The sequence below is a fragment of the Petralouisia sp. genome, from assembly GCF_056822245.1.
This window is the reverse complement of sequence record NZ_JBQIOP010000012.1, coordinates 58,930-85,907: the sequence shown is the minus strand read 5'-3', so window position 1 is coordinate 85,907 and position 26,978 is coordinate 58,930. Positions and strand designations below refer to the sequence as shown.

Below are 26,978 nucleotides of genomic sequence, written 5' to 3'. Positions count from 1 at the left end.
ACGATGGACACCCTTGCTCTTGGCTATACACTTCCCACTATCAGGGCGTGTTACGGACTTTCACCGATTAGATTGCGCCCATACTGGGCGCACATAGAAAAGGAAGAAATGTTTCACGTGAAACATTCTTCCTTTCTGTTGCTTTTAAAAAACGTTGATTAAGTTATTTCTAATTGCAAAGACCGCTGCTTGTGTCCGGTCTGTAACTTCAATTTTTTTAAATATGCTGGAAATATGATTTTTAACAGTACGTTCACTGATATCTAATTTTTTACCAATTTCCTTGTTATAAAGTCCTACCGACAATAATTTTAATACTTCTAACTCACGTCTGGTTAGTAAGTCTATCTTCACTCGTTCATGATTTCTTTCTACCATTTTAGAATTTAATAATGGTATCATACTTGGCTGTATATAAGTCTCCCCTTTTATTACGTGGGAAATTGCTTTCTTCAATTCTGAAGAATCCGACTCTTTCAACAAATAGCCATTAATTCCTATATCTACTGCTTTCAACAAAAATTCAATTTCATCATGTACTGTCAGAATAATTATTTTTACATCTACCTTATCTTCTTTTAACCGTTCTAAAACCTCCAATCCATTCATATTTGGCATGTTGATATCTAATAACAACACCTGCGGAACTGTCGTCTCTAATAATTTCAAACATTCAATTCCGTCTCCTGCTTCTCCAATTACCTGTACCTCACCTTCCAATTCCAGCAATTGTTTCAAACCTTCCCGAACCATAGAATGATCATCTACAATTACAACTTTCGCCGACATTACGCATCCTCCTTGTCAATTGGTACTTCTACTAAAATCCTGGTTCCTTTCCCCGGTTCAGAATTGATTTCCAATCTTCCAGCGAAAAGAAAGACACGTTCTTTCATCATGGATATTCCTAATCCTGAACCATCTTCTTTCTTTAAATTTTGAATATCATTTATAATGAATCCAACTCCGTCATCCTCTATTCTAACAATAATTTTATCTTTTTCGTATTCTACTTGTACTAAAACATTCTCTGCCCTGGCATGTTTCAAAATATTGTTGCATGCCTCCTGGACGATTCGTAAAATACTCAAGGATATCATAGGAGAAAGCTCTATGGATTCACCCAATGTTTCATATGAAACATTCAAAATTTCACTTTTACGTATTTTAGAAATTTCTTTTTCCAATATTTTCTCTAATTTAATATCATCCAGGGAAGTAGGACGCAAGTCATATACAATATTCCTCATTTCCTGTATGATATCCCGAATGGTTTTTGATACCACATGCAGTTCTAACCGACACCGTACTGTATCCACATCCATAATCTTTGTACAAATCTCAATCTTGTGTATAGTATTGGTAAGGCTCTGCACGATGGAATCATGTAATTCTCTGGCAATGCGCTGCCGCTCCATTTCCTGTATTTCTAAAAATTTACGTTGGTATTTTCCTCGTTTTTCCTTTAATTCTTTTTTGTTCACTAAATATTTTTCATTCTCTTTTGCAACTTTTGTCACACTATTCAGTTCTGCAATATGCGCATTTAATTCTGTAATTTCAATTTTCAAATCATTTAATTCTGATTCAATTGTTTTCTGTTCGTTTCTTAAAGCATCAATCTTCAAATGATTTTCCTGGTTCACACTTCTCGGCGTAAAAGATTCAAAATTTTCATCCAAAGAATTTTCCAATGCCTGTATAAATTTGATATTGTCATTCAAGAGGATTTCTTTCTTTTGAATTTCTCTTTCTAAATTCAACTTTTTTTCATACATTTCTTGATGTATTTTTTCTAAATAATCTACAATCATAATTCTTTCCTTTACAGAACATATGTTTGTCACTGAATATGTACCATTACTTTAATGAAGTAATAAGGAATAACACTAACGCTAATTACTTTTATTTTATCTCAAAATGATAGATAAGAAAAGATATATTTTTATTTTTTTATTTTTAAATATATTTTATTTGTATATCCGGAATGTTTCGTCTATAATAGTAATAGAAATGAAACTGCTGAGCGCTGTATGAATATTCTATAATTAATTATGAAAGGAGGCTGATGAAATGAAAAAACAAATCCGCAATTTCCTGCTCTTAAGCACTCTGACAACCATCAGCATTTATGGCATCAATAAAGCCATCAATATTTCATCTTCCTTAAAAAATCTGCTGAAAACTGACAAAGGTAAATTTTTTAACTGGAGATACGGAAATATTTTTTATACCAAACAGGGAACAGGCAGGCCGCTTTTGCTTATCCATGACTTGAATCCTGCTTCCTCTTCTTATGAATGGAACAAAATCTCCAAGCATCTGGCAAAAAATCACACTGTATACTGTCTGGATCTACTGGGGTGCGGAAGAAGCGACAAGCCCAACATGACCTACAGCAATTATCTCTTTGTCCAATTAATTACTGATTTTATTAAAAATGTAATTGGAACAAAACCGGATATCGCCGCCACCGGCAATTCTGCTTCCTTTGCAATTATGGCCTGCAACATGGAACCGGAACATTTTAATAAGATAATAATTATCAATCCTGCTTCTTTGGAATCACTGGCAAAAACACCAAACAAACATAAGAATGCCCTGAAATTTCTGATTGAGCTTCCGATTTTCGGAACTATGATTTATAACCTGGCATTTTCGGAAAAAACCATTGCGGACAGTTTCAGTGAAGAATATTATTATAAAGGCCATATGGTTTCCAGCGGAATTATTGATACTTATTACGAATCAGCCCATTTGGACAACAGCCGGGGCAAATATCTTCTGTCCAGCATCAAGGCAGATTATACTAATATTAATATCGTTCATGCTTTGAAAAAAATAAACAACAGTATTTATTTAATTGGAAGTGAAGGAAATCCTGAAAGAGAATCTATCATTCATTCTTATATTTCCTGCAATCCTTCCATTGAAGCTTCCTGGATCTCCGAATCCAAATATCTGCCTCAGTTGGAAACTCCGGAAAAATTACTGGATGTGCTGAATTTATATTTAGATCCGGTAAGATAAATAAATCTTATACTGCAGCGAACAAACCAAATAAAAATGTTCGCTGCAGTACATTGCTTCTCAACGAATCGGACATTTTGAAGGCGTTCCTGACTTTCTGGGATAACCTTTGGGCGTTTTCTTTTGTTTTTCAATTTGAACCAATGATCTGGAAACTTCTGTACCGGGTAAGGTAAATTTCTGGACGTTAACAACTTTACCTCCCAAAACATGAATCGCCTTTTTTGCCTGCTGTACTTCCTCTTTTACTTCCGCTGATTTGTAAGAAACAAAATTTCCTCCTACTTTTACAAAAGGGATACAGTATTCGCTTAAAGAAGCAAGATTAGCCACCGCCCTGGATACGCACAGGTCAAACTTTTCCCGATAATCTGGCTGTACCGCCATCTCTTCCGCTCTTCCATGAACTGCAGTAATCCCGGACAGACCTAATTCCTCTATCACTTCTTTTAAGAACAAGATCCGCTTATTCAGAGAATCCATCAGCACCAATTCCAATTCCGGAAATGCAATCTTAAGAGGGATGCCCGGAAATCCCGCCCCGGTTCCCAAATCTATCACTTTTAATTTTTGATTCAAATTTCTGTTTTCCGCTAAACTTAAAGAATCCAGAAAGTGCTTCTCTATCACATCCTGAAATTCCGTGATGGCAGTGAGATTCATCACTTTATTTTTTTCTGTCAGCATTTCATAGAAGGTGAGAAATTGATGAATCTGTTTTTCAGAACATGTAATGCCCAATGCTTCTAAACCACTGTAAAATTGCTTCAATTGATATTCTTCTTTAATGATAATAACTGCCTCCTTACCATACATCCCTGAAATGTTGGATTTTCATTTTTCCATAATAAACCTCCATCATGCTCAGCCTGCTGTTTGGCGGGCCGCATGCCATTCATGCTATGGAAGCCAAGGGCTTTCATCATCTGCAGAATTTTTCCGGTTCATCTGCTCTAAATAAACCAGTAAAACGGAAATATCTGCAGGCGATACGCCGGAAATCCTGGAAGCCTGTCCCACATTCACCGGCTGACAGAGATTCAACTTCTGTTTTGCCTCAATTCTAAGGCTATTTACCTGATTGTAATCAAAATGTTCCGGAAGCTTCTTTTTCTCCAGTTTCTTAAATTCCTTCACCTGCTTTAACTGCCTTCGGATATATCCCTCATACTTGATGTTAATGTTTACCTGTTCCGCCACATCAGCCGGAAGGAGGGGCCTTTCTTCATCAATTTCAGAAAGAGCTTCATAGGAAAGCTCCGGCCTTCGGATCAGCTCTGCAAGGGTCGTTCCTGTTTTTAAAGGCGTGCTCTTATGCTCCTTAAGAACTTTCTGAACCAGGGCATTTGCTCCGATATTCACATGCTGCACCCGTTCTGTTTCCTGCTCAATCAGACGCTCTTTTTCCAGAATCCCTTCATATCGCTTTTGATCGATCAGCCCAATCTCATATCCAATCTTAGTCAGGCGCAGATCTGCATTATCCTGCCGCAGCAGTAAACGGTATTCTGCCCTTGAAGTCATCATCCGGTAAGGTTCATGATTATCTTTCGTCACAAGATCATCAATCAGCACTCCAATATAAGAAGTAGACCGATCCAGAACCAGAGGTTCTTTTCCTTTCAGAGACATGGCTGCATTGACGCCCGCCACCAATCCCTGGGCCGCTGCTTCCTCATAACCGGAGCTTCCATTAAACTGTCCTCCGGAAAAAAGACCTTTGATCTTTTTAAATTCCAAAGAGGGATACAGCTGCCTTGGGTTGATGCAGTCATATTCAATGGCATACGCATTTCTTACTATCTTAACATGTTCCAGTCCTGCCACGCTGCGGTACATCTGATACTGAACATCTTCAGGAAGAGAACTGGACATTCCGCCCACATACATTTCATTGGTATACAGTCCTTCCGGTTCAATAAAAACCTGATGTCTCTCTTTGTCTGCAAATTTCACCACTTTATCTTCAATGGACGGACAATACCTGGGCCCGGTACCTTCTATCATCCCGGAATACAGCGGAGAACGATCCAGGTTGTCTTTGATAATTTCATGGGTCTTTAAATTAGTATAAGTCAGCCAGCAGGAAGCCTGATCGATCTGCACCTCCTCCGGATCTGTGGTAAAGGAAAAAGGAACGACTCTCTCATCCCCCTTTTGTTCCTGCATTTTACTAAAATCAACGGAACGCCTGTCGATTCTTGCAGGAGTACCCGTCTTAAACCGGAATAATTCAATGCCATGCTCCCTTAAGGATTCCGATAAACAATCTGCAGACTGCAGACCGTTGGGGCCGGTATAATTTACCTTATCTCCATAGAGACATCTGGACTTTAAATAGGTACCGGTGCAGAGCACCACTGCTTTACTGAAATACATGGCGCCGGAAAAAGTTTTTACTCCTTTCACCGCTCCATGCTCTACCATCAATTCTGTCACCTCTGCCTGACGGATGGTTAAATTATCTGTATTTTCCAGAGTCATCCGCATTCTGCGGCTGTATTCTGCCTTATCTGCCTGGGCCCGGAGAGAATGCACTGCCGGCCCTTTGGAAACATTCAGCATCTTTGACTGGATAAAGGTTTTGTCAATATTGATCCCCATCTGCCCTCCCAGAGCATCAATTTCCCTTACCAGATGCCCCTTGGAGGTTCCGCCGATATTGGGATTACAGGGCATCAACGCAATGCTCTCCACACTGACTGTAAACATAATTGTCTGAAATCCCAGTCTGGCACAGGCAAGAGCGGCTTCGCATCCTGCATGGCCTGCGCCTACCACGCAGATATCATATTCTTCTCTTACACAAGGCATAAGAATTTCTCCTTTCCAACATTGCGGATAACATTTTCTCATCAGCAAAACATATTATTTTCCCATGCAGAACTTAGAAAATATTTCATTGACCAAATCTTCTCCCACCGATTCTCCGGTGATCTTTCCCAAAGCGTCGCAGGCATTTACAAGATCAATGGAATAAAAATCCTCCGGCATTTGATCTTGTATGCTTTGCTTCACCATTTCCAAACTGTCTAATGCCTCTTTCAACGCAGCTTTCTGCCTGATATTTGTGATAACGATTTCATTATTGTAGGAAATCTCTCCCTGGAAAAACATCTTACGGATCACATGCTCCAGTTCTTTGAGCCCTGTCCCCTCCTTGGCAGAAATAGAGAGAACCGGATCATTGCTTTTTTCTGCCAGTGAAAGAATATCCTGTTCTGAAATCACGGGCTGCAAATCTGATTTATTTAATAATACAATTACTTTTTTTTCTTTCAAAAGATCAAAAATTCTCTTATCGTTCTGATCCAAAGGCGACGAAGAATCTGCCACGTAGATAACCAGATCTGCCTGATCCAGAGAGGACTTTGCCTTTTCCACACCGATTTTTTCCACTGTATCACTGGTATCATGAATGCCTGCCGTATCTGTCATATTTAAGGTAATCCCATTCAGATTGATCTGATCTTCTAAAATATCCCGGGTAGTCCCGGCTACTTCGGTCACTATTGCCCGATCCCTGCCAGTCAATGCATTCATCAGAGAAGATTTTCCCACATTTGGCTTTCCGATAATAACTGTATGGATTCCTTCTTTCAAAAGCGCTCCGTTCTCTGAACACTGAAGCAGATCTTTGATCTGAAACGCCAGAGCATCTAGTTGCTTCATTAATTCTTCCCCATATCCATCTATGGAAATATGCTCCGGATCATCCAGTGCAGATTCAATAAAAGCAATTTCATGGAGAACCGCACCTCTGATTCCTTTGATCTTTTCCTTTACCGTTCCCTGAAGCTGATGCAGGGAAGATTCCAGGGCAAAGTCATTTTGAGCATTAATTACGTCAATCACCGATTCTGCCTGAGAAAGATCAATTCTTCCGTTTAAAAAGGCGCGTTTTGTAAATTCTCCCGGTTCCGCAGGCCTGGCGCCGTATTTCAGAACTGTTTCCAGTACCCGCTTTAAAACAAGAGCTCCTCCGTGACAGTCTATTTCCACCGTATCCTCCATGGTATAAGTATTGGGAGCCTTCAGGATCAAAACTATAACCTCATCTATTACTTTCTCCCCGTCGCAGATATATCCGTAATGAACCGTATGGCTTGGTGACTCTGATAATTTTGTCCGGCCGTTTCTGGAACGGTAAATCTGATCGATAATTGGAAAAGATTCTTCCCCGCTGATCCGGACAATTCCAATTCCTGCATTGGTCATACCAGTGGCAATTGCCGCAATGGTTTCTGTAGCCATAAAAATTTCCTTTCTGCAAATGAATCATTTGAAAAAGCCTCCTCAAATGAAAGCTGCGTTATCATTGAGAAAGCCTTTTCTATGACATATCACTTTCCCCTGGAAAATGATTGTGCTTTAATTATTATGATTGCTGTTATTATTATTATTCCGCTTCAATGTAACTACCACATGTCTGTAAGGCTCTTCTCCTTCACTGTGAGTATTTACATAACGATCATTCTGCAATGCAGAGTGAATGACACGGCGTTCAAAAGGATTCATCGGCTCTAAAGATACAGAACGCTTGGTTCTTTTTACCTTGTAGGCAATGTTCTTTGCAAGATTCTCCAGAGTATCTCTTCTTCTTTTGCGATAATCCTCTGTATCGATCTTAACTTTTACGTATTCATTTACCTGTTTTCCCACTGCAAGATTTGTCAAATACTGCAGGGAATCCAGAGTTTGTCCGCGTTTTCCGATCAAAACGCCCATTTCCTCCCCCTTTAATTCCACATCTACATTTTTGCCGTCCTCACTTTTATTGATCAGTATTTCTACTTCCATATTCATTGCCAGAAATACATTATGAAGAAAATCATAGACATAATCCTCTACTTCTGATTTCTTACGAACCTTAATTAAGGCCGGCCTGCTTCCGATCCCCAGAAAACCGGAACTTCCCTTTTCAATTATTTCATATTCAATTTTATCACTGGTAGTACCAAGTTTTACAAGACTTTCTGTGATAGCGTCATCTACGGTTTTTGCCGATACTTCAATAAACTCCATTCAAAAATTCCCCCTATTTACGTCACTTGTTGTTGCGTTCATTAAATTCCTTGACCATATTAGCCTTCTCCAAAAGACTGCCTTTTCTTGCTGTTCTTGAATACTCTTCTCTTTCACGGATTTTAGCCTCTTTTTCAGCAGTGCTGACAGGTTCTGCGATTTTTCTGGTATTCAATCTGGCAGCATTTGCTATCTGGCTCTCGTAAACACCCTGCTTTTCCTTCTTTTTCTTTGCTTTTTCTTTATTTTTTTCAATGATAACTTCAAGATCAAGATTCTTCATATACCGGTTCAGTATTAATTGCTGAATGCAGCGGATCACAGAACCGGAAATCCAGTAAATTCCAAGACCTACCGGAACGGAAAATACCATAAACAGTGAAAACAACGGCATAACTGTGTTCATTGTTTTCATCTGTCTGGCCATTGCGTCATTTTCGCCTCCAGCAGCGCTGGCATTAGGCATCAGCTTTATATTCAATACCTGTGAACCATAAGAAATAAGGGGGATCAAAAGCGCCCCGAAGATCAGGAGAAAATTCTTATTCCCCCATCCTGTACCGATCAAATTCATAGGTGAGTTCGCAATATTGATACCAAAAAAATCGTTCATGTGGGCCACGGCTGCTTCTGTAGAGTTAATAATATCGGTCAATCCTGCAAAGCTGTCCTTCAATAACTCCCATCCATGTCCCGGCAGCGCATACAACACGTCAATCATCGAATTGGTTGTGGTAATATCACTTTCAAAATTGAGCTTTACCATGGCTACGCCGGATTCTTTCAAAAATTCTGTCATGGTATCCTGATATCCGCCTACTCCCATAATCTTCTCTACCAGAGGAGTATAAATATCCTTCACGCTGCTGACATATGCCGGTACATTACGGATTACCTGATACATAGCAAGCAAAATCGGAAAGTTTATCAGAATCTGAACACAGCTTCCCATGGTAGATACGCCGTATTTCTCGTAGACCATCTGGGTTTCCTCATTCATCTTCTGCATGGATACCTGATCTTTTTTATTTTTATATTTTTCCCGAATTGCATTGATTTCCGGCGACATCTCCTGAGAGAGCCTGGAGAATTTCTGCTGCTTATATGTCAGCGGAAACATCAGTAGATAGATAATTACTGTAAATATGATAATACACAGAGCAATATTCTGAATGCCGAAAGCGCTGTCCAAAAAAGTATACAGAGCATCCATAATATAACCGATCAGCTTTGCGACCGGCCCTATGAATTTACCAGGGTACTGGGTCAAAATTATTTCCGTCAATTAACAAACCTCCTAAAATCATGGAACTGGATCGTATCCGCCCTTTGAAAAAGGATTACATCTTAATATTCTCCATCCGGCTAACAAGGACCCTTTCAATGCTCCGTGTTTTTGAATCGCTTCCAGTCCATAGGTAGAACAGGTAGGATAATAAGGGCATTTTGTAGTTTTCAAGGGTGACAAATATTTTCTATACAGCTTAATCAAAGCAATTAATATACGTTTCAAAATATTTCATCTTCTTTTCTTATTAAAATGTGATGAAGTCCTCCAAGATGCAGTAATGCTTTCTCAGTTTCATGATAAGTGATATTCTTTGCTGCTGCTCTTGCAATGACTACAATATCCAGACCATTTTCAAACATTTCTTCCTGTAAACGATAAGCTTCCCGTACTAATCTTGTGATATGATGTCTTATAACACTATTTCCTACTTTTTTACTGACTGATATTCCTAATCTGTTGGTTTCTGTCTTATTTTCCAGAACATACATGACAAAAAAACGGTTTGCATAAGATCTTCCATGTTTATATACATTCTGGAAATAACTGTTCTTTTTCAATGATTCTGAAAATTTCATAACTGCTGCTCCCTGTAGCTGCTGAACACACTTCTGTGCGCATACGAAATTTGAAATAAAATTTTAAGAAGAAAGACCACAATAGATGTGGCCTAAGCTGACAATCTCTTTCTTCCCTTTAATCTTCTTGCGGCTAAAACTTTTCTTCCGCCTTTCGTACTCATTCTCTTCCGGAATCCATGAACCTTCTTCCTGGATCTCTTTTTGGGCTGAAATGTCATTTTCACGGGTCATCCACCTCCTCTGTGCTAAAAAACATCATGTTTCATTATATCAAAAAAAAAGGGTAAGTCAAGCTATTTTAGGATATTTGTTTGCGTTTCCCGCAAAAATTTTATCTGTTGATAAATTTTTGACAAATATTCTCAGAAATATTCACTTTCAACAATATTCACATCTATTAACATAAGACATATAATAAGGAAGAAACAACTTTTATCCACAAATTATCCACATTTTCCACATTTCAAAAAGTTATCAAGGTTTTGTGGATAACTTGTGGACAACTTTTTGAAAGTTTGTGTATATTTTCTGTTCTTTTAGCAAATTCCTTGAAAAAAAGGCAATTTTTTGATGTAGATATGTTTATAAGACGGATTGTTTATAAACAGGCAGGTTAAAATTTTCATTGATTCTTCGAACAATTTGGGTTATTATAGAGTATGGAAGACTATGAACTAATAAAAAGGAATCATTGGAGAAGACTATGGAACTTATTTTGGAAAAATGGGAAGAAATTCTCAGAACCGTAAAGGAAGAGCATGAACTTACAGACATATCCTTTACCTACTGGCTGAAACCGCTCAGTGTATGCAACATCGAAGGCTCAAAACTCTATATTCTGGTTCCATCTGAAGATGTGGGGATCAATTATATTACAAAGAAATATAAACTTCCTATCAAAGTAGCCATTGCAGAGATTACTGGAATTGATTATGATCTTGAATTTATTTCACCGGAACAGGCCGACAGGTTCAAGTCCCGGAAAAGCAAGAATTCATCATTTGCCAAAAGTACAGAAAAAAGTAATCTCAACCCCAACTATACCTTTGAATCTTTCGTCGTCGGCAATAATAACAAATTTGCCCATGCTGCCAGTCTTGCAGTAGCGGAATCTCCCGGAGAAGTCTACAATCCTCTTTATATATACGGAGGGCCCGGGCTGGGCAAAACCCATCTGATGCAGTCTATCGGACACTTTATTTTACAGCAGCAGCCAGAAAAAAAAGTAATTTACGTTACCTCCGAACAATTTACCAACGAGGTTATTGACTCCATCCGAAACGGCAATGCTTCCGCGATGACGAAACTTCGGGACAAATACCGTACCGTAGATGTTCTGATGATTGACGACGTACAGTTCATTATCGGAAAAGAAAGTACCCAGGAAGAATTTTTCCATACTTTTAATGTACTCCATTCTGCCAGAAAACAAATTATCCTGTCCTCCGATAAACCGCCCAAAGACATGGAAACATTAGAAGAACGTATCCGTTCCCGTTTTGAATGGGGGCTGTTAGCGGACATCGGATATCCTGATTACGAAACGAGAATGGCAATTTTAAGAAGAAAAGAAGAAATAGACGGATTTCATCTGGATGATGAAGTTCTTGATTATATTGCAATCAATATCAAATCCAATATCCGGGAATTGGAGGGAGCTTTAAACAAACTTATTGCCTTTTCCAATCTGGAGGATACAGTGATTACCATGGACGTAGCTGTCCGGGAGCTGCAGAATATCATTTCTCCGGACAAGCCCAAGGAAATCACTCCTCAGCTGGTCATTGAAATTGTGGCGGAACATTTTAATATTTCCACCGATCAGATGATTTCCAAGAACCGGAGCAGCGAAATTGCAAAGCCCAGACAGATTGCCATGTATTTATGCAAGAATATGACCTCAGCCCAGCTTGAGACAATCGGCGCCCTGTTAGGCGGAAGAGATCATTCCACCATCATTCACGGGATCAAAAAGATCACAGAAGAATATCAGAATGACGAGAATTTTCATCATCTGATCGAGACCATTAAGAAGAAAATCAACCCCAATTAACGAAACAGCGGCATCTTTCAAGATCAATCAGAAAGATATCCAGATTTTGTGGATAACAGGATCGAAAATGTGTGGAAAGGGATGGACAACCCCTCTGTTTGTGCACAAACGCATTTTTCCAACAAAAGGACTGATTTTCAGCCTTTCCATTTATTCACAGCCTGTCCCAGTCTCTTCAAGATGAAATTCACAGGGTTATACAGTTAATTTTAACCTTGAAACACCCTGAAGTTCAGGCTTTACGTAATTATGAACTTATGAACAGGCCCTATGATTACTAAGACGAATCCCTTATCATAAATTGATCTTTAAGCTCAGGAAGGAGTTATACACAGCATGAAAATTATATGTTCCAAATCAAATCTTCTGCATGGAGTTAATATTGTATCAAAAGCCGTACCCTCCAGAACCACCATGCCTATTCTGGAATGCATATTAATTGACGCTTCTGCAGGAGAAATAAAATTAACAGCCAATGATATGGAACTGGGAATTGATACCAGAATCGAAGGAGAAATTGCAGAACGGGGCATCATTGCTTTAGACGCCAAAATATTTGCTGAGATTGTACGAAAACTTCCAGATAATGAAGTAACAATTGCAACGGATGAAGATTTTAAAACGATCATTACCTGTGAGAAGGCGAAGTTCAATATTATAGGGAAATCAGGAGACGATTTTTCTTATCTGCCTTATATAGAAAGAAATCAGCCGGTGATGTTATCACAGTTTACATTAAAAGAAGTAATCCGGCAGACCATCTTTTCTATTTCAGACAGTGATAACAACAAGCTGATGACTGGTGAATTATTTGAGATCAGGGAGAACCAGTTAAAAGTAGTTTCTCTGGACGGACACCGTATTTCCATTCGGAATATTGATCTGAAGGAAGCTTATGATTACTATAAAGTCATTGTACCGGGCAAAACTCTCCAGGAAGTGAGCAAAATATTACCTGGCGATCTGAATGAATATGTCAGTATATTTTTTACAGACAATCATATCGTGTTTGAATTCGGCAATACCACTGTGGTATCGCGTTTGATCGAGGGAGAATACTTTAAAATCGATCAGATGCTCTCTTCAGACTATGAGACAAAGATCAAGATCAATAAAAGGGAATTGTTAGACTGTATTGATCGTGCAACCCTTCTGGTGAAAGAGGGAGACAAGAAACCGATTATCATGAATGTAAGTGATGAAAATATGGAATTGAAGATCAATTCTTATATTGGCTCCATGAATGAAGACATTGATATACAAAAAGAAGGAAAAGATATTTTGATCGGATTTAATCCTAAATTTTTTATAGATGCGCTGCGTGTCATTGATGAAGAAGAGGTTACGTTGTATATGGTAAATCCAAAGGCTCCATGTTTTATCAAAGACGACAATGAGACGTTTATTTACCTGATTCTTCCGGTGAATTTCAATGCGGCGTCAAATTAAATATGATGGGAAGAGATTTGAAAGGATATGAGTAGTCATGGAAATTAAGTTAAGAGATGAATATATCAAGCTGGGACAGGCTTTAAAAGCTGCGAATCTGGTAGATTCCGGCGTTATGGCCAAGCTGGTGATCCAGGACGGAATGGTAACGGTAAATGGAGAAGTAGAGTATCAGCGAGGAAAAAAATTAGTAGATGGAGATATTGTTTCCCTGGAAGGGGAGATAATCAAAATTGTAAAATGATCTTAAAATCCGTTGCTCTGAATCATTTCCGCAATTACAGTGATTTATCTTTGGAATTTGATAAGGGAACAAATATTCTTTACGGGGACAATGCTCAGGGAAAAACTAATGTTCTGGAGTCTGTTTATGTCAGCGGAACCACAAGATCACACAAGGGAAGTAAGGATCGTGAGCTGATACAGTTTGGGGAAGAGGAAGCGCATATCCGTACCGTTGTAGAAAAAAAAGAAAAGATTTATCAGATCGATATGCATATTAAGAAGAGCCGTTCGAAAGGAATAGCAATTAATAAAATTCCCATTAAAAGGGCGGCGGAACTGTTCGGGATCTTAAATATTGTGTTTTTTTCTCCGGAAGATTTGAATATTATAAAGAATGGCCCTTCAGAGCGAAGAAGATTTCTGGATGTAGAGTTATGTCAGTTGGATAAGATCTATCTGTTTCATCTTACCAATTATAACAGAATCTTAAATCAGAGAAATAAGCTTTTAAAAGATATTAATTTCAGGCCGGAATTGAAGGATACTCTTCCGGTCTGGGATATGCAGTTAATTGACTATGGAAAAAAGATCATTGCTTCACGCAAAAAGTTTGTGAACCGGTTGAATGAAATCGTTTATGAAATACATAAGAAAATTTCCGGCGACAGGGAAGAATTGATCCTGCGCTATGAGCCGGATGCAGAGGAGGAGAAACTGGAAGAAGAATTGATGAAAAATCAGGAAAGGGATTTGAAGCTGGGCATGACTTCTGTGGGACCCCACAGAGATGATATGTGCTTTTTGATCCGTGACATTGACATCCGCAGGTTTGGTTCTCAGGGACAGCAGCGGAGCTGTGCGCTTTCTTTAAAACTTTCGGAAATTGAACTGGTGAAAGAATCCATTCAGGAGACGCCGGTTCTGATTCTGGACGATGTGCTGTCAGAATTAGACAGCAGCCGGCAGAATTTTCTGTTAAACAGCATTCATGATATTCAGACAATTATTACATGTACGGGGCTAGATGAGTTTGTGAAAAACAGATTTGAGATTAACAAAGTTTTTAAGGTGGTAAATGGAACTGTAACGGCTGAGAACGGTTTTTAGGAATTGGAGGAATTAGATGAGTACAAGTACAAATACAAATGCGGAATATGGAGCAGATCAGATTCAAATTCTGGAAGGATTAGAAGCAGTTCGCAAAAGACCGGGAATGTATATCGGAAGTACATCGCTGCGGGGACTTCATCATCTTGTCTATGAAATCGTAGATAATTCTGTGGATGAGGCTCTGGCGGGATATTGTGATACCATAGATGTATACGTTATGAAAGATAATTGCGTGAGGGTGACGGATAACGGACGGGGGATTCCTGTGGGGATCAACCATAAGGCAGGGCTTCCGGCTGTGGAGGTTGTGTTTACTGTGCTTCATGCGGGAGGAAAATTCGGCGGCGGCGGTTATAAGGTGTCCGGCGGACTTCATGGAGTAGGCGCGTCTGTGGTAAACGCCCTTTCGAACTGGCTGGAGGTTGAGATTTTCCATGAGGGAAAGATTTACAAGCAGCGGTATGAGAGAGGCAAGAGCATGTATCCTCTGAAAATAGTCGGGGACTGTGATCCGGAGAAAACCGGCACTCAGGTGACATTCTCTCCCGATGGAAGTATTTTTGATGATACGGTGTTTGAATATGATACGTTAAAACAGCGGCTTCGGGAGATGGCATTTCTGACTAAGGGTATAAAAATCCGTCTGGTCGATGAACGGGAAGGAATGGAGCAGGAAAAAGAATTCCATTATGAAGGCGGTATCAAGGAGTTTGTCACTTATTTGAATCACAGTAAGGAAGCTCTCTATGACAGCGTGATTTACTGCGAGGGAGAAAGAGACGGCGTTTATGTGGAAGTAGCCATGCAGCACAATGATTCCTATAACGACGCCACCTACAGTTTTGTCAATAATATAACCACGCCGGAGGGGGGAACTCATCTGGCAGGATTTCGGAATGCACTGACCAAAACTTTTAATGCTTATGCCAAGACAAATAAGATTTTAAAGGAAAATGAAGCGGCTCTTTCCGGAGATGATATCAGAGAGGGAATGACGGCCATTATCAGTGTAAAGATACAGGAGCCTCAGTTTGAGGGACAGACCAAGCAGAAGCTGGGAAACAGCGAAGCAAGAGGGGCTGTAGACAGCGTGGTCAGCGAACAGCTTACCTATTTCCTGGAGCAGAATCCGACAGTTGCAAAGGTGATCTGTGAGAAGTCTCTGTTAGCTCAGCGTGCCAGGGAGGCAGCCAGAAAAGCAAGGGATTTAACCAGACGTAAAACTGCATTAGAGAATACTTCTCTGCCCGGTAAACTGGCAGACTGTTCGGATAAAGATCCGAAAAACTGCGAGATCTTTATTGTGGAAGGTGATTCTGCAGGGGGTTCTGCCAAAACGGCCAGAAGCCGTGCTACCCAGGCAATTCTGCCCCTTCGGGGAAAGATCCTGAATGTGGAGAAGGCAAGACTTGATAAAATTTATGGAAATGCAGAGATCAAGGCGATGATCACTGCATTCGGAACAGGGATTCATGACGATTTCGATATTTCCAAGTTAAGATATCACAAGATCATTATTATGACAGATGCGGATGTGGACGGCGCTCATATCAGCACGCTGATGCTGACGTTTATGTATCGTTTTATGCCGGAATTAATCAAACAGGGATATGTGTATCTGGCAAAACCGCCGCTGTTTAAGATAGAGAAGAATAAAAAGATCTGGTATGCCTATGATGATTTGGAGCTGGATCAGATTCTGCAGGAAATCGGCAGGGACGGAAACAATAAGATTCAGCGGTATAAAGGTCTGGGAGAAATGGACGCAGATCAGCTTTGGGAAACTACCATGGACCCGGAAACCAGGATTCTGGAACGGGTAACCATCAATGATGAAACGGCTTCTGAGATTGATTTGACCTTTACTACCCTGATGGGCGATAAGGTGGAACCCAGGCGTGAATTTATTGAAACCAATGCCAAGTACGTGCAGAATCTGGATGTGTGACGGATACGGAGGAAAATAGATGGATGATAAAATATTTGACCGGATTGATGAGATTGACTTGAAGAAAACCATGGAAAAATCTTATATAGATTATGCCATGAGCGTGATTGCATCCCGTGCGCTTCCGGATGTAAGGGACGGGTTAAAGCCTGTACAGCGCAGGATTCTCTATTCCATGATCGAGCTGAACAACGGGCCGGATAAGCCTCACCGCAAATGCGCCCGTATTGTAGGCGATACCATGGGTAAATACCATCCTCACGGAGACAGTTCTATTTACGGCGCTCTGGTAAATATGGCGCAGGAATGGTCCACCCGTTATATGCTTGTGGACGGCCACGGCAACTTTGGTTCTGTGGACGGCGACGGCGCCGCTGCCATGCGGTACACAGAAGCGCGTTTAAGCAAGATTTCCATGGAAATGCTTGCGGATATCAATAAAGATACCGTTGATTTCGGGCCGAACTTTGACGAAACAGAGAAAGAGCCTCTGGTTCTGCCCTCCCGCTATCCCAACCTTTTGGTAAACGGAACTACCGGAATTGCAGTTGGCATGGCTACGAATATTCCGCCTCACAACCTGCGGGAAGTTATCGGCGCAGTGGTAAAGATTATTGATAACCGGATTGAGGAAGATCGGGAAACAGAGATTGAAGAGATTTTAAAAATTGTAAAAGGCCCTGATTTTCCCACGGGAGGCATGATCCTGGGAACCTCCGGCATCGATCAGGCTTACCGCACCGGTCGGGGAAAAGTAAAGGTGCGTGCTGTTTCTGATATAGAACCGATGCAGAACGGCAAAAACCGTATTGTGGTAACGGAGCTGCCCTATATGGTAAATAAAGCCAGGCTGATCGAGAAAATTGCAGATCTGGTGCGGGATAAAAAAGTAGACGGAATTACGGATCTGAGGGATGAATCCAACCGGGAAGGCATGCGGATTTGTATTGAGCTGCGCCGTGACGTGAATCCCAATGTGATCTTAAACCAGCTTTATAAGCACACGCAGCTTCAGGATACCTTCGGGGTAATTATGCTTGCTCTGGTAGACAATCAGCCGAAGGTTCTGAACTTAAGTGAAATGCTTGGCTATTATCTGAAGCATCAGGAAGAGGTTGTTACCAGAAGAACCAGATATGAGTTGAATAAGGCGGAAGAGCGGGCCCATATCTTGCAGGGATTGCTGATTGCCCTTGATAACATTGATGAAGTGATCAGCATTATCCGAAGCAGTGAAAATGTTCAGCTTGCCAAATCAAGGCTGATGGAGCGGTTTGCCCTGTCAGACGCCCAGGCCCAGGCCATTGTAGATATGCGTCTGCGGGCTCTGACCGGTTTGGAACGGGAGAAACTGGAGGCAGAATACAATCAGTTAATGGAATTAATCAAAGAGTTAAAAGCAATTCTGGCGAATGAAAAGAAGCTTCTGGGCGTGATCCGGGAAGAAATTATGGTGATTTCCAATAAATTCGGCGACGACAGAAGGACTTCCATTGGATTTGACGAATATGATATTTCCATGGAGGATTTGATCCCGGTTTCCAATACGGTGATTGCCATGACAAAATTAGGATATATCAAGCGGATGAGTGTAGATAATTTCCGCAGCCAGAACCGGGGCGGCAAGGGAATCAAAGGGATGGAAACCATTGAGGATGACTATATTGAAGAACTGCTGATGACCACCACCCATCATTATCTGATGTTCTTTACCAATACCGGAAAAGTCTACCGTATGAAGGCTTATGAGATTCCGGAAGCGGGAAGGACGGCAAGGGGAACGGCCATTATCAATCTTTTGATGCTTCAGCCGGGCGAAAAGATCACGGCGGTGATTCCCATTCGGGAATATAAGGACGATCACTATCTCTTTATGGCTACAAAAAACGGAATTGTAAAGAAAACTCCGGTTGCAGATTATGCTAATGTGCGGAAAAAAGGACTTGCGGCCATCACTCTGCGGGAAGAGGATGAACTGATCGAAGTGAAGATGACGGACAATACCAAGGATATGATCCTGGTGACCCGTTACGGCCAGTGTATCCGGTTCCATGAAACAGATGTAAGGAGCACCGGAAGAGTTTCTATAGGCGTCATTGGCATGAATCTGTCGGATCGGGACGAAGTGGTTGGAATGCAGATGAATACCCAGGGAGAATATCTGCTGATTGCTTCGGCAAAAGGTCTCGGCAAATTAACCAGAATGGATGAATTCACCCCCCAGAACCGGGGCGGCAAAGGCGTAAAATGCTACAAGATCACGGAAAAAACAGGTAATATTGTAGGAGTTAAAGCGGTAAATCAGGAAAATGAGATTATGATGATTACCACGGAAGGCATTATTATCCGCATGAAGGTGGAAGGAATCTCTGTTCTTGGCCGGGTAACTTCCGGCGTGAAGCTGATGAATCTGGACGAGGATATTACCGTTGCAAGTATCGCTAAGGTAAGGGAAGATAAATCTCTGATGGAAAACTCTGATGCGGAAGAACTTCTGACAGAGGAAGAGGAGAAGCAAAGCCTGAAGAATGCTGAGGAAGCGGCAAGGAAAATGGCTGCGCCGGCAGAGAGTACGGAAACCAACGAGGAATTGATGAAAGAATTGCTGGAACGGGCCGAAGCGGATCAGGAGGAGCAGGAAGAAGAATAAGTATTTATTATAATAAGAAAGGGCTGCAGGAAATGGTAAATGTTCCGGTGGCCCTTTTTTTGAGGATTTATGATCTAGTATTCATGAAAATCTGCGAATAAATGTGACAAAGAGTGATAGAATAATTGCTGTGTTCTTGCTGTTTTTGCCTTATTGCTTTAAAAATTAAATTTATATATAAGTATTTTGCTATTTTTTCAGAAACTCAGAAATATCGGAAAAGTCGATGTACAAATCATCATAAATGCCAGCTTTTACAGAATCTGAAAATGTATAGTCTCCGGTCTGTTCTGTTTCAAAGTTATAGACAAGGATACGGTTTTTTTCCGGATCAACAATCCAATATTCCCGAATGCCGGCAGTGCGGTATTTAAAAAGTTTTGTATAATAATCCATCTGTCTGCTGCCTGGCGATATGATTTCAATGATCCAGTCAGGAGCTCCGATACATCCCTTGTCGTGTAATTTACTGGGATCACATATCACACTGATGTCTGGTTCCACATAATTTTTATCATCTTTATTTAGAAATACAGCAAACGGCGCAACATAGGGTCTGCATGAACCATTTTTTGATTTGATATATTCGCGGATTAGTCCAAAAAGTTCACCTGCAATATCCTGATGTTTTCGGCTGGGCGGGGCCATGTAATAGATTTGGCCATCGACAATTTCAGCGCGTGTTCCATCTGGCAGGGTGTATATATCATTTATGGTATAGAATTTTTTTTGTGCAATAGCGGATGTCATGGCAGGCCTCCTTTTACAGATATTGAGATAGTACGTTCTTAAATGTGATTATATAGAAAATAATCAGATATTTCAAGCAGTTCTTCCAAAGAAGCAAGCGTTATGCCTTTATATATGGGTGTAGTCTCATACAATATTAAAAAAATATTTATAAAACATAGAAAAATCACCCTTGATACTTTGAAATGTGTCAGGGTGATACTTTCTATTTTCTTTACAGTAATTTCAATCATCTTTCTTTAATGATAAAATGGTATCTGTAACATTATTCAGCGCTTGTTTAATCTGTACACTTGTAACTCCCATTCCCTGTGCAAGTTTTTGAACCTCATCTGCAACTACAGAGAATCCTCTGCCGGCTTCGCCTGCTCTGGCAGCTTCTATACTGGCATTTAATGCGAGAATTTTCTGACGTTTGCTGAAGCCTTCAATTTGTTTGGTATCTTCATTGGCCAATACAAGCTGCTCCGCCGCTTTGCTGATTCCATCCCTTAATTCAGAGACAAGCTGATGGTTCTGCATGGTTGCATAACTTGCTCTTACAAACATATTGATAACATCACCCAATAAATTTGCAGATGCTTCAATTTCTGTCTGGGTTTTGACATTTACCTGATGAAGGGCTTCGATGTATTCATCTTCGTTAATATTCAGTTCTCTGGCTGTCTGCCGGAATTTTTCTTCATCGGGATTTTCCGGGAGCACCTGTCCGCCGATAATGCTTCCAAGGACAGTTCCATTGTCTAAGGTAATGGGAATGCCAAAGTCCACAAGTCCGGCATGGCAGGGATAAACTCCAACGCCTTCCCGATCGTTTTTCTCACATCTCTTGCACCCTTCTGCGCTGCCCCTGGTCAGCTTAATGCAGAAGTCTGTAAAATTGTAACATTCACTGATATATTGTCCGTCGTCTCCAACAGCTACCGTTGCAAGACCTGTACTGTTGGCCCAGTTGCTCATAATTTCTTCAAATTTTTCCATATCACAAAAATCTTGTAATTTCATTTTGATGCCCCCTGTTCTTTTAGTTTCATTATAGTTAATATTACTAATTCTGTCAATAAAAGATATGGAATGGTTGTACATTATGCATTAGGTGATTCTTTGTATTTTGCCAAGCAGAAAATGTATTGGTTAAAGAAATCAGGTACTAAATTTGTTTGTTTTTACAGGAAATGACAGCAGTGATTTTTCAAATACGCTCTGGCAATCGGCGGTTTTATCGGATATAATAAAAGAAAAACGCAGTTATGGCGGAAAGGAATTTCAATGGGAATTTATTTAAATCCGGGAAATGATGGTTTCAGTGAATCTGTTCGTTCCAGAATCTATGTGGACAAAACAGGATTGATAGGATGTACAAATACACTGATTAACACGAAAGAAAAATATATCTGCATCAGCAGGCCCAGGCGTTTTGGAAAGTCAATGGCCCTTGAAATGCTTGCAGCTTATTACAGCTGCGGGTGCGATTCCAGAAAATTGTTTGAAGGACTTACAATTGAAAAAAATGACGGTTATGAGGAGCATTTGAATCAATATAATGTGATTTTTCTAAATATGCAGCAGTTTTTACTGGGCGCTGAGAATCAGTTTCTGACTGAATATTTGGAACAGGAGGTTTTGGAAGAGCTTTTGGAAGAATATAAAGAATACCTGACCGGAACTAAGAAAAAACTTGCCGATACGTTAAAGAACATCTATGCAAAAACAGGGAAAAAGTTTATTTTCCTGATTGATGAATGGGACTGTGTGATACGGGAGAGACAAAAAGATGAAAAGATGCAGAAACAGTATCTTGATTTTCTGCGGGGACTTCTGAAAGATCAAACTTATGTTGCAATGGCTTATATGACAGGGATTCTGCCGATTAAAAAATACGGAGAACATTCTGCGCTGAATATGTTTTGGGAATATTCGATGACAGATCAGAATATTTTTGAAGAATATACTGGATTTACGGATACAGAAGTAAAAGAATTGTGTGAACGGTTTGATATGGATTTTACCAAAACAAGCGATTGGTATGACGGATATAAGTTCCGTCAGTTTCGTCATATTTACAACCCAAGATCCGTAGTGGGAGCCATGAAATTCCATCATTTTTCCAATTACTGGACTTCAACGGAAACCTATGAAGCGCTGAAAATTTATATTGATATGAATTATGACGGTCTGCGGGCAGATATTGTCAGAATGTTGGGCGGAGCCCATGTCAGGGTAAATACGTTAAGTTTTCAAAATGACATGAGAACCTTTAAGACCAAGGATGACGTGCTCACGTTGCTGATACATCTGGGATATCTGGGATATGATGTGAATAAAAGAGAGGCGTTTATACCCAATAAAGAAATTATGGGAGAATTTGAAAATGCCATGAGTGTAGGCGGTTGGGCAGAAGTTATGCGAGTTTTGAATGCTTCTGAGAAACTTCTGGAAGCAACGCTTTTATGTGATGAAAAAAGTGTTGCCGAAGGACTTGATCAGGCCCATACGGAGGTGGCGTCCATTCTGACTTATAACGATGAGAATTCGCTTGCCTGCGCGGTGAGTCTTGCCTATTACAGTGCAAGAAAAGACTACCGGATGATCAGGGAACTGCCGTCAGGCCGGGGATTTGCAGATATAGTCTTTTTGCCCCTTCCTCATACAGTAAACAATCCTGCCCTTGTTGTAGAATTAAAGTACGATAAATCTGCTGATACAGCGCTGCAGCAGATAAAGGACAGAAATTATGTACAGTCGTTGGAGGGTTTTGCAGGGGAGATATTGTTGGTTGGCATAAATTATGATAAGGACAGCAAGGAGAAAACTCACAGCTGCTTGATAGAAAGATATGCAAAAAAAGAATAAGATGAAAGTTATAAGAAGAATCCTGCTGTTGATTATGATCATATGCCTGATTCCAATCGTTTGGTCATGGTATTTATCAATCAGACATGAAAAGTATCAGGAAGAATTAAAGTATCTTCTGGAAAAATCCGAGAAATCAGAAAATTCTGCTAATATTAAATCAGAAGTTAATAATATACCGGAACGATTTCAATCACTTTATCAGGAAAATGCGGATTTGGCAGGATGGCTGACAATAGAAGGAACTAATATAGATGCTCCGGTGATGCAGTGTAAAGACGATGAATATTACCTGCACCATAATTTTTATCGGAAAAAAGATAAATATGGCTGCCTGTATGTGAGAAAAGCTGCAGACATCAATACTCCCGGTACGAATTTTATTATCTATGGACATAATATGCGGGATGGTTCCATGTTCGGAAGTCTGGATGAATACCAAAATCAGAAATTTTGTCAGGAACATGCCGAAATCAAATTTGATACTCTTTATGAAGAACGGACTTACGAAGTTCTGGCAGTTTTTTCATCGTCGGTTGATGAATCAGAAGAATTTAAGTATTATCAGTTCTATCAGGCTGATACAGAAGAGGAATTTCAGTATTTTTATGAGAATGTGAAAGAAAAATCTTTCTATGATACGGGTGTGACGGCAGTTTTCGGAGATACGTTTCTGACCCTTTCTACCTGCTATGGCAATTCAGAACAGGAAAGATTTGTTGTTGTGGCAAAAAGATTAATCAACAATTAATAATATATGAAAAAGGTTGAAAGATGCTTTGTTGCAGGTTTATGGAAAGAATTTTATATGTTGGATACGGGCGGAACTACAGGATTGTCCAGTTTGCGTGAGGAACAGCCATTCTGTATCGCCGTCCGTATCCAAAAAGAAAATCTCCTTCAATACATCAAATAACCAAAGATCGATACCGATTCAAACATGCAAATATCTCCTGCTTTCTGGGCACAGCATACCCGCAAGGCACATAACTTCCCTCGCAGACTGCAGGCAGCCCTTTCTTGTCCAACATACGGCAAAGTTCTTCCACTGCCTCTGAAAGCGTCTTTTTCCCATCAAAAATGTGAAGCTGCGCATACTTCACAAGAATTCCCAAAGAAGATAATTGCTCAGAATCCGCCAATTGTTCCACATACCGCAAATCTATGGTTTCTTTGTTGATCAGTACAGAGTCACGTCCCTGTGTTTTCAGCTTAATCCTGTCGTTCTTCTTGAAGTTAAAGTCTGATTTAACAATTCTATGGAAGGAAGGAGCTGTGCATGGCTTTACCAAATCATTTGGAATAGGAAAAGCGGCGGCTTCTTGTTTGGCAAATTCTGTAATATCTTTCGGAAGGTAATGATCCATCTGAAGAATACAGTCTGCTTTGTGAAAATAAGAACCGGAGCTTCCCGCCACCAGGATGGTGGAAATATGATACTGGGTAAATAATTCCTGTACCCGATCGATAAAGGGAGTGATGGGCTCCGAATCCCGGTTTACAACACGCTGCATCAATTCGTCCCGGATCATAAAATTTGTTGCGCTGGTGTCTTCGTCAATCAGCATCAGGCTGGTTCCGGCTTCCATGGCTTCTATCACATTGGCAGCCTGAGAAGTGCTTCCGCTGGCGTCCTGGGTGCAGAAGTGTACAGTATCTTTTCCATTGGGAAGATTGTTAATAAACATGGAAATATCCGATTGTTTGATGCTTCTTCCGTCCTCGGCCCGGATTTTTACAGCGGTGTGGTTGGTAATTACATATTCTCTGCCGTCGCCGGAAATGTGGTTGTATACGCCAAGCTCCAGGGCTTTCAGTAAAGTTGATTTTCCATGATAGCCCCCACCCACAATTAGAGTGATGCCCTGCCTGATTCCCATGCCGGTAATTTTGCCGTAATTAGGAAGCTCCAGAGAAAGCTCCATGGATTTGGGAGACTGAAAGGCAATGGCCTGTTTCATGGGACGGTTGGAAATGCCGGATTCTCTTGGAAGTATGGAACCATTGGCAACAAAGGCGGCAAGCCCCAGTTTGGGAAGCTGTTCCCGAATAAATTGCTGATCTTCGGCAAGCTCTGCATTTTTCTGAACGTCTTTTTTATTCAGGGAAGAATAATACAAAGATTTTTTCACACAGCCCGGAAGAAATTCAAAAAGGATTTTAATTAATTCCCTGCTGTTGATGGTTCGTCCATTGGCAGGAAAACCAATTTCCATCCGGATAATGAGAGTGCCGTCCTGTTTCAGTTCACAGGCAGTCCGCTCTAAAATTTCCTGACCACATCGGCTGACCGACATCAGGCCGCTTTTTCCGGAGCCCTTTGCCTTGAAATTAAAGGTTTCCGATTCTCTTGCGAATTTCCGGAGCAGGTAATCCTGAAGTGCGATTCGTTTGTGTTTTTCCTCATATAAATCAGAAGGAAATCCGGCGGTTTTTTCAGGCACATGAATGCTGACTTTTGAAGGGGCGGCAAATGGATCTCCCTGTACATGGTCGATGGAGAGGACATAACCTTCAAATTGATAGCTTCCTCTGGTATCTTTATAGGCTGGATAACCTTTGTGGTCAATCCTTGTCAGTAATTCTCTTAAATCATTGGATGTTTTCATATTTTTCTATTCCTCGCTTTCGGAAATATTTTAACATTTCAGTAAAAAGAACACAATAGGAGCGGAAGAAAGTGTTGATTTTAGGGGAAGGTTAGTCCATAATATGAGTGTAGATGATTTCAAAGGAAGAGATTTGGAGGAATACATGAACAGCGAATGGGAAAAATTTGGGAAGGATATCAAGAATATTGTCGACGATGCTGTCAATTCCCAGGACTTTAATCAGTTGAACAAAGCCATTACAAATACAGTGAATGAGGCAGTGTCTACCCTTCAGAGGAGTTTAAAAACTGCAGGAGACGCAGTAAATAAAGCTTCTGTGTTCTCTTATCAGAATAAGGAAAGCCGGAGAGAATGGGACAGGAAAAATCAAAAAAAACAATATGGACAGGATTTTTTTAAGGAACAGGGTGGAGAGACAAAACCGGAGCTTTTTAAGAAAAATACTTCCCTGAAAGCCGGCGGATTGGTATTGACAATATGCGGGTATACATTCAGTGCGGGAATCGGAATTGCAATCATGATTTTATTTCTTGTAAGTTTCTTTCTGGGAAGCTTTCCCATTGGAATTAAAATTGCAATTTCTATTTTGGCGCCGCTGCTTTTGGGCAGCGGAATTATGGCCTGGAAGGGCAGCGGTATTTTATCAGAATTAAGGAGATATCGGAATTATATTGCCCAGTTACAGGGAAGAACTTATTGTAATATTAAGGAACTGGCAGATAAAAATAAGAAATCCTTCCGGTTTGTAGTGAAAGATTTAAAGAAAATGATTGAAAAAGGCTGGTTTTGTCAGGGGCATCTGGATCAGGACGATACATGCCTCATTGTCAGCCATGATACGTACCGGGAATATCAGAATATTCAGAAACAGCGGATAGAGCAAAAGCAGTTGGAGCAGGAACGGCAGAGACAATCCAAGAACAGTGAAAACGGGATGAATCCTGAGACGGAGCGGGTAATTTCAGAAGGAAAAGAATATGTCCGTAAGATTCGGGAATGTAATCAGAATATATCCGGGAAGGAAATTTCCCGCAAGATTTCTCATATGGAAATGCTGATACAGAAAATATTTGACCGGGTCAGGGAAGATCCCGATTCCCTGGATGATATTCAGAAGCTAATGGAATATTATCTGCCCACTACAGTGAAGCTGCTGGAGGCATATCAGCAGTTAGACAGTCAGCCGGTTCAGGGAGATAATATCAGATCTTCAAAAACTGAGATTGAGCAGACATTGGACACGCTGAATCTTGCATTTGAGAAGCTTTTGGACAGTCTGTTTGAAGAAGTGGCCTGGGATGTGTCGTCTGATATTTCAGTTTTGCATACCATGTTGGCGCAGGAAGGTTTAACAGGAAATGATTTCAGAGCATAAATTTGAAGTTGGAGAAAATGGAGGAAAAA

The 26,978-nt window shown here is 40.4% G+C and carries 23 protein-coding genes; 10 read left to right on the top strand and 13 right to left on the bottom strand.

All coding sequences use genetic code 11. The features are described from left to right. Positions 1–144: 144 nt before the first annotated feature. A complete protein-coding gene (locus ACTO17_RS06870; protein ID WP_172538648.1) occupies positions 145–789 on the bottom strand; it encodes a response regulator in 645 nt (214 codons plus the stop codon). Then, a complete protein-coding gene (locus ACTO17_RS06865) occupies positions 789–1,814 on the bottom strand; it encodes a sensor histidine kinase (protein WP_172538649.1) in 1,026 nt (341 codons plus the stop codon). The genes ACTO17_RS06870 and ACTO17_RS06865 overlap by 1 nt, the downstream gene beginning before the upstream one ends. Positions 1,815–2,073: 259 nt before the next feature. On the opposite strand from ACTO17_RS06865, the gene ACTO17_RS06860 reads away from it, so the two are divergent. Beyond that, positions 2,074–3,030, top strand: coding sequence for an alpha/beta fold hydrolase (locus ACTO17_RS06860; RefSeq protein ID WP_482557385.1), 957 nt, complete (start codon positions 2,074–2,076; stop codon positions 3,028–3,030). Positions 3,031–3,090: 60 nt separating this feature from the next. On the opposite strand, the gene rsmG is transcribed toward ACTO17_RS06860, so the two are convergent. From rsmG to rpmH, 8 genes are all read right to left on the bottom strand, one after another. After that, positions 3,091–3,846 carry a 16S rRNA (guanine(527)-N(7))-methyltransferase RsmG gene (gene rsmG, locus ACTO17_RS06855; protein ID WP_172538651.1) on the bottom strand — a complete coding sequence of 252 codons (756 nt, stop codon included), beginning with the start codon at positions 3,844–3,846 and terminating at the stop codon, positions 3,091–3,093. 84 nt (positions 3,847–3,930) lie between these two features. After that, complete coding sequence (gene mnmG, locus ACTO17_RS06850; RefSeq protein WP_482557384.1) at positions 3,931–5,844, bottom strand: tRNA uridine-5-carboxymethylaminomethyl(34) synthesis enzyme MnmG; 1,914 nt, start codon at positions 5,842–5,844, stop codon at positions 3,931–3,933. A gap of 54 nt (positions 5,845–5,898) precedes the next feature. Continuing rightward, entirely contained in the window at positions 5,899–7,284 is a 1,386-nt protein-coding gene (mnmE, locus tag ACTO17_RS06845; protein ID WP_482557383.1) for a tRNA uridine-5-carboxymethylaminomethyl(34) synthesis GTPase MnmE, read from the bottom strand. A 117-nt stretch (positions 7,285–7,401) separates the two neighbouring features. Then, positions 7,402–8,055: an RNA-binding cell elongation regulator Jag/EloR gene (gene jag, locus ACTO17_RS06840; RefSeq protein WP_172538654.1), complete on the bottom strand. Its 654-nt coding sequence runs from the start codon at positions 8,053–8,055 to the stop codon at positions 7,402–7,404. A gap of 22 nt (positions 8,056–8,077) precedes the next feature. After that, entirely contained in the window at positions 8,078–9,340 is a 1,263-nt protein-coding gene (locus tag ACTO17_RS06835) for a YidC/Oxa1 family membrane protein insertase (RefSeq protein WP_482557382.1), read from the bottom strand. 18 nt (positions 9,341–9,358) lie between these two features. Further along, positions 9,359–9,568 carry a membrane protein insertion efficiency factor YidD gene (yidD, locus tag ACTO17_RS06830; protein ID WP_172538656.1) on the bottom strand — a complete coding sequence of 70 codons (210 nt, stop codon included), beginning with the start codon at positions 9,566–9,568 and terminating at the stop codon, positions 9,359–9,361. Then, positions 9,565–9,921, bottom strand: a complete 357-nt coding sequence (gene rnpA / locus ACTO17_RS06825) for a ribonuclease P protein component (RefSeq protein ID WP_482557381.1) — start codon at positions 9,919–9,921, stop codon at positions 9,565–9,567. The genes yidD and rnpA overlap by 4 nt, the downstream gene beginning before the upstream one ends. A gap of 92 nt (positions 9,922–10,013) precedes the next feature. After that, positions 10,014–10,148 (bottom strand): 50S ribosomal protein L34, encoded by a 135-nt coding sequence (rpmH, locus tag ACTO17_RS06820; RefSeq protein ID WP_084677825.1) that lies wholly within the window; start codon positions 10,146–10,148, stop codon positions 10,014–10,016. 479 nt (positions 10,149–10,627) lie between these two features. On the opposite strand from rpmH, the gene dnaA reads away from it, so the two are divergent. The 6 genes from dnaA (at position 10,628) to gyrA (ending at position 19,359) form a co-directional block, all read left to right on the top strand. Next, entirely contained in the window at positions 10,628–11,977 is a 1,350-nt protein-coding gene (gene dnaA, locus ACTO17_RS06815; protein ID WP_482557380.1) for a chromosomal replication initiator protein DnaA, read from the top strand. 336 nt (positions 11,978–12,313) lie between these two features. Beyond that, on the top strand, positions 12,314–13,426 hold the full coding sequence (dnaN, locus tag ACTO17_RS06810) for a DNA polymerase III subunit beta (RefSeq protein WP_482557379.1): 1,113 nt from the start codon (positions 12,314–12,316) through the stop codon (positions 13,424–13,426). A gap of 37 nt (positions 13,427–13,463) precedes the next feature. Beyond that, positions 13,464–13,670 (top strand): RNA-binding S4 domain-containing protein, encoded by a 207-nt coding sequence (locus tag ACTO17_RS06805; protein WP_172538484.1) that lies wholly within the window; start codon positions 13,464–13,466, stop codon positions 13,668–13,670. After that, a complete protein-coding gene (gene recF, locus ACTO17_RS06800; RefSeq protein ID WP_482557378.1) occupies positions 13,667–14,758 on the top strand; it encodes a DNA replication/repair protein RecF in 1,092 nt (363 codons plus the stop codon). The genes ACTO17_RS06805 and recF overlap by 4 nt, the downstream gene beginning before the upstream one ends. A 16-nt stretch (positions 14,759–14,774) precedes the next feature. Then, the gene (gyrB, locus tag ACTO17_RS06795) at positions 14,775–16,709 is read left to right on the top strand and encodes a DNA topoisomerase (ATP-hydrolyzing) subunit B (protein WP_482557377.1); all 1,935 of its coding nucleotides are present in this window, start codon (positions 14,775–14,777) and stop codon (positions 16,707–16,709) included. A 19-nt stretch (positions 16,710–16,728) separates the two neighbouring features. Then, positions 16,729–19,359, top strand: a complete 2,631-nt coding sequence (gyrA, locus tag ACTO17_RS06790; RefSeq protein WP_482557376.1) for a DNA gyrase subunit A — start codon at positions 16,729–16,731, stop codon at positions 19,357–19,359. Positions 19,360–19,548: 189 nt separating this feature from the next. Here gyrA and ACTO17_RS06785 read toward each other — a convergent pair whose 3' ends face one another. Beyond that, the gene (locus tag ACTO17_RS06785; protein WP_482557375.1) at positions 19,549–20,109 is read right to left on the bottom strand and encodes a Uma2 family endonuclease; all 561 of its coding nucleotides are present in this window, start codon (positions 20,107–20,109) and stop codon (positions 19,549–19,551) included. Between the two features lie 225 nt (positions 20,110–20,334). Next, complete coding sequence (locus ACTO17_RS06780; RefSeq protein ID WP_172538488.1) at positions 20,335–21,114, bottom strand: PocR ligand-binding domain-containing protein; 780 nt, start codon at positions 21,112–21,114, stop codon at positions 20,335–20,337. A gap of 264 nt (positions 21,115–21,378) precedes the next feature. On the opposite strand from ACTO17_RS06780, the gene ACTO17_RS06775 reads away from it, so the two are divergent. Together ACTO17_RS06775 and srtB are read left to right on the top strand one after the other, a co-directional pair. Then, positions 21,379–22,962, top strand: a complete 1,584-nt coding sequence (locus ACTO17_RS06775) for an AAA family ATPase (protein ID WP_482557374.1) — start codon at positions 21,379–21,381, stop codon at positions 22,960–22,962. 1 nt (position 22,963) lies between these two features. Further along, the gene (gene srtB, locus ACTO17_RS06770) at positions 22,964–23,713 is read left to right on the top strand and encodes a class B sortase (RefSeq protein WP_482557373.1); all 750 of its coding nucleotides are present in this window, start codon (positions 22,964–22,966) and stop codon (positions 23,711–23,713) included. A 157-nt stretch (positions 23,714–23,870) separates the two neighbouring features. Here srtB and ACTO17_RS06765 read toward each other — a convergent pair whose 3' ends face one another. Continuing rightward, a complete protein-coding gene (locus ACTO17_RS06765; RefSeq protein ID WP_482557372.1) occupies positions 23,871–25,571 on the bottom strand; it encodes an ABC-ATPase domain-containing protein in 1,701 nt (566 codons plus the stop codon). 103 nt (positions 25,572–25,674) lie between these two features. Between ACTO17_RS06765 and ACTO17_RS06760 the strand changes: the two genes are divergently transcribed. Next, positions 25,675–26,949, top strand: coding sequence for a 5-bromo-4-chloroindolyl phosphate hydrolysis family protein (locus ACTO17_RS06760; protein ID WP_482557371.1), 1,275 nt, complete (start codon positions 25,675–25,677; stop codon positions 26,947–26,949). Positions 26,950–26,978: the final 29 nt, after the last annotated feature.